General features: G+C 59.4%; 4 protein-coding genes. All 4 read left to right on the top strand.

Features of this window, described 5'->3' with window-relative positions; all coding sequences use genetic code 11:
- A partial coding sequence (locus AC1DKV_RS40305) for a hypothetical protein (RefSeq protein ID WP_477139746.1) occupies positions 1–1,044 on the top strand: 1,044 nt, incomplete at its 5' end.
- Complete coding sequence (locus AC1DKV_RS40300; protein WP_477139745.1) at positions 1,044–2,150, top strand: DUF6708 domain-containing protein; 1,107 nt, start codon at positions 1,044–1,046, stop codon at positions 2,148–2,150. The genes AC1DKV_RS40305 and AC1DKV_RS40300, both read left to right, overlap by 1 nt.
- 10 nt (positions 2,151–2,160) lie before the next feature.
- Positions 2,161–2,550, top strand: coding sequence for a hypothetical protein (locus AC1DKV_RS40295; RefSeq protein WP_477139744.1), 390 nt, complete (start codon positions 2,161–2,163; stop codon positions 2,548–2,550).
- A gap of 212 nt (positions 2,551–2,762) precedes the next feature.
- On the top strand, positions 2,763–3,144 hold a 382-nt coding region (locus tag AC1DKV_RS40290; RefSeq protein ID WP_477139743.1), incomplete at its 3' end, for a hypothetical protein.

Below are 3,144 nucleotides of genomic sequence, written 5' to 3'. Positions count from 1 at the left end.
ATGTTCGACAAGGCCAACGGGCTGTACGAGGAAATGGAAAAGGCCGGCCATGCCMGGCTCGCCGGCGGCGCACTCGCCTGGTACACCAGCCTGGGGCGTCAGACATTGCGCCACGCGCCCAAGGGCATGGAGTGGTTCGTCCACGGTTTCAGCCGCTCGTTRCTGGCCGCCGGCATCGGCARGCAAGCCGTCAAACTGCGGCTCAAGGARCTRCAGGCGATCGGGCGCAGYGCCGACCCCAAGKTCTTGCGCGCKCASGTSAAGCGCAATGTSAACTTCGCCTTCGCCACCGAACTGGTSGAYGCCCGCTCCAGTGAATTCTACAAAGTGCGCGCCAGTGGSTGGCTGCTTGTGTTCGAGGCCGCCCTGCTCRGCCATAARTGGCTCAAAGGSACCAAGGACGAAAAGGAAAAAGCGGAGTTGGCCGCAGCCGCAATAACAACCTTCGCGGCCGGTCTGGAGGTGTTGGCCTGCGGCACGGAGATCGTGTTGCGCCAATATRCCGCCGCCAGTACGACGGGCGTGGGCGCTACCGTCTTTCTTGGTGGACTCAAGTTGTGGGGTGGCGCGCTGGCTACGACAGCGGGCATCTATCTCGTTAGGTACGACTGGTCCGATGGCGTCGAAGCTGAAAAACAGGGAAATACACTGCTGTGGATGGCTTATCGAATCCGCTTCGCGGTATCAATCGCMATGATAGCGAGTCAAGCCGGCATCGCATTTGCAGCGGCCGGACCGATGTTCAAGTTGCTAGCCGAACGTGCGATAAATACTCGCTGGTTCTCTGGGATTAACTTCCTCGCCAACATAGCGGCCTACCTGGGTAAGGAAGCTGTCGCTCTAATGATGCGAAGAATATTGCTCCGTGGCACCTGGGTGACAATTGTCGTCACTGTGCTTATCGCGATTTTCGATGACGATGCCCTGCAGAAATGGTGCAAGCGGACGATATATCGTGGACCCAAGTTCAATGGGGAAAAGCTGTACAAGGATACGGCACAAGAACTTGCCGGGCTCTACGGCGGACTGCAAGAGGTGCTTTGATGTATTTCGCCGAGTGGATCATGTGGCTGGGCAATATCAAGTCCGATGAGTGGTACAAGAAAAATGTGGAGGACCCTGGTCCAAGCCGACCGGTCGTGGAGCCCGTCTATGAAGAGTCCGTGGCCGAAGACAAAGCGAATCAGGCGGCAAAACGGTTCGCAMAGGCCAAGACGCGAGGTCCGGTCTATGCCTGCAACGACATCTATCTGGAAATGCGTTCTGGCGGCATGGAGGATAAGCGCGGTCTGGTAACTCTTGTTTCAGGTGCCGTCATTTATCTGCTGTTTGGCATTTGGATTGATATGGACTTGCCCATCTTCTGGGCCGTTATCATGGGCAACGAAACCGTGTTTGGCAGGGCACTAACTGCCAGCGACATCATCATGGCAATATTCGGAACGCTCCTTTCCGGAGTCCCCCTCTGGTTCTATTTCAAATACGCCTTTCGCTTCACGCGACTGCAAGTGCTGACCTCCCGCCATCTGCTGATCCGCTTCAACCGTGTCACGCAGCAGGTCTATCTGCATCGCCCTCCTAGCTGTGGAGGGATTGTCGTTGTGCCCTGGGAGGGCGTCAGTTCGATGGAAGTCGCCGGCCAGCGCTTGCTTCTCGGCTGGTTCGCCGACGACACGCCGCTGCCCTTTCCCGTCATAGCCTTTGTCGGCAAGCAAAGCAGCGGTGAGGCGGATTTGCAGGCGGAATGGGAATTCATCCGCCGCTACATGGACGAGGGCGGCCTGTCGGCTATCCCAGAACCACGCATCAGCTCGCAACTGCCGCTGCCGTGGCAAGCCTTCATCGCGCAGTTCGAGGCCTTGGGGCCCTTCCTGCGCGAAGGCGGTCCCCTCATCTGGGTCGGCTGCCTGATGATTTCGCCGGCTTTCATCATCCTCGGCTTGTCCCACTGGGCATCGCTGCTGCTGTGCTGGCGACCGCGCTGGCCCAAGGTCATCCGCGAGGCCGGCCTGCCGGGCAAGCCCATACCCGCCTTGTCCACTGCCSACAACTACCCGCCAGACATCCGCKAGCAGCTATTGGCCAACGCGCACCGCTGGGCCGTGCGTCCTGGTCGGCGCCCAGATCGCAAGCACGTCGCAAAGACGTAATGGAGATAGCATGGCAACCCAATCCGACCTGCGCTTCACCTTCGCCGTCATCGGCGGGGTAGACTTTGAGGTCATCGAGTTCGATCTCGACGAAGCCCTCTCCGAGACCTTCCGCCTCGACGTGCAGCTGACCCACGCCGACCCCGACCTCGACTTCGCCACCATCCTCGACCTGCCGCCCTGCTCACCCTCTGGCGTGGCGACGAACCGGTGCGCCATGTCCATGGGCTGGTCAGCCGCTTCGAGCAAGGCGACACCGGCTTTCGCCGCACACGCTACCGCGCCGTGGTCGAGCCCGGCCTTGGCTGGCTGCTTGTGTTCGAGGCCGCCCTGTTCGGCCAYAARTGGCTCAAAGGSACCAAGGACGAAAAGGAAAAAGCGGAGTTGGCCGCCGCCWTGACAACCTTCGCGGCMGGTCTGGAAGTGTTGGCCTGCGGCACSGAGRTSGTSCTRCGCCARTATGCCSCYGSCAGTACGACGRGCGTGGGCGCTACGGTCTTTCTTGGTGGACTCAAGATATGGGGTGGGGCGTTGGCTACGGCAGTTGGCATCTATCTCGCTAGGTACGACTGGTCCGATGCAGACGAAGCCCGAAGGCACGGAAATCGTGGGTTGACTGCGGCTTATCTGACCCGTTTCACGGTGACGCTCACCATGATCGCGAGTCAGGCCAGCATCGCATTTGCAGCGGCGGGGCCGATGCTCAAATTGTTAGCCGAGCGCGCAGTTTATTCTMGTTGGTCTCCTTTGCTTAGCGCTCTAGCCAGATCTGCCGCATTCCTGGGCAAGGAAACCGTCGCCCTACTGATGCGGCGCATCCTGCTTCGTGGCACCTGGATCGTACTGGCCGTTAGCGCATTCATTGCCATTTTCGATGACGACGCCCTGCAAAAATGGTGCAAACACACCATGTATCGCGGACCCAAGTTCAATGGGGAAAAACCATACGAGGATACGCAAGAAGAACTTGCCGCTCTCTATGGCGGACTGCTGC

This window comes from Cupriavidus sp. 05T41, assembly GCF_056396525.1.
Note: the sequence above shows the minus strand (reverse complement) of the source record. Positions and strands in the feature narration are given on the sequence as shown.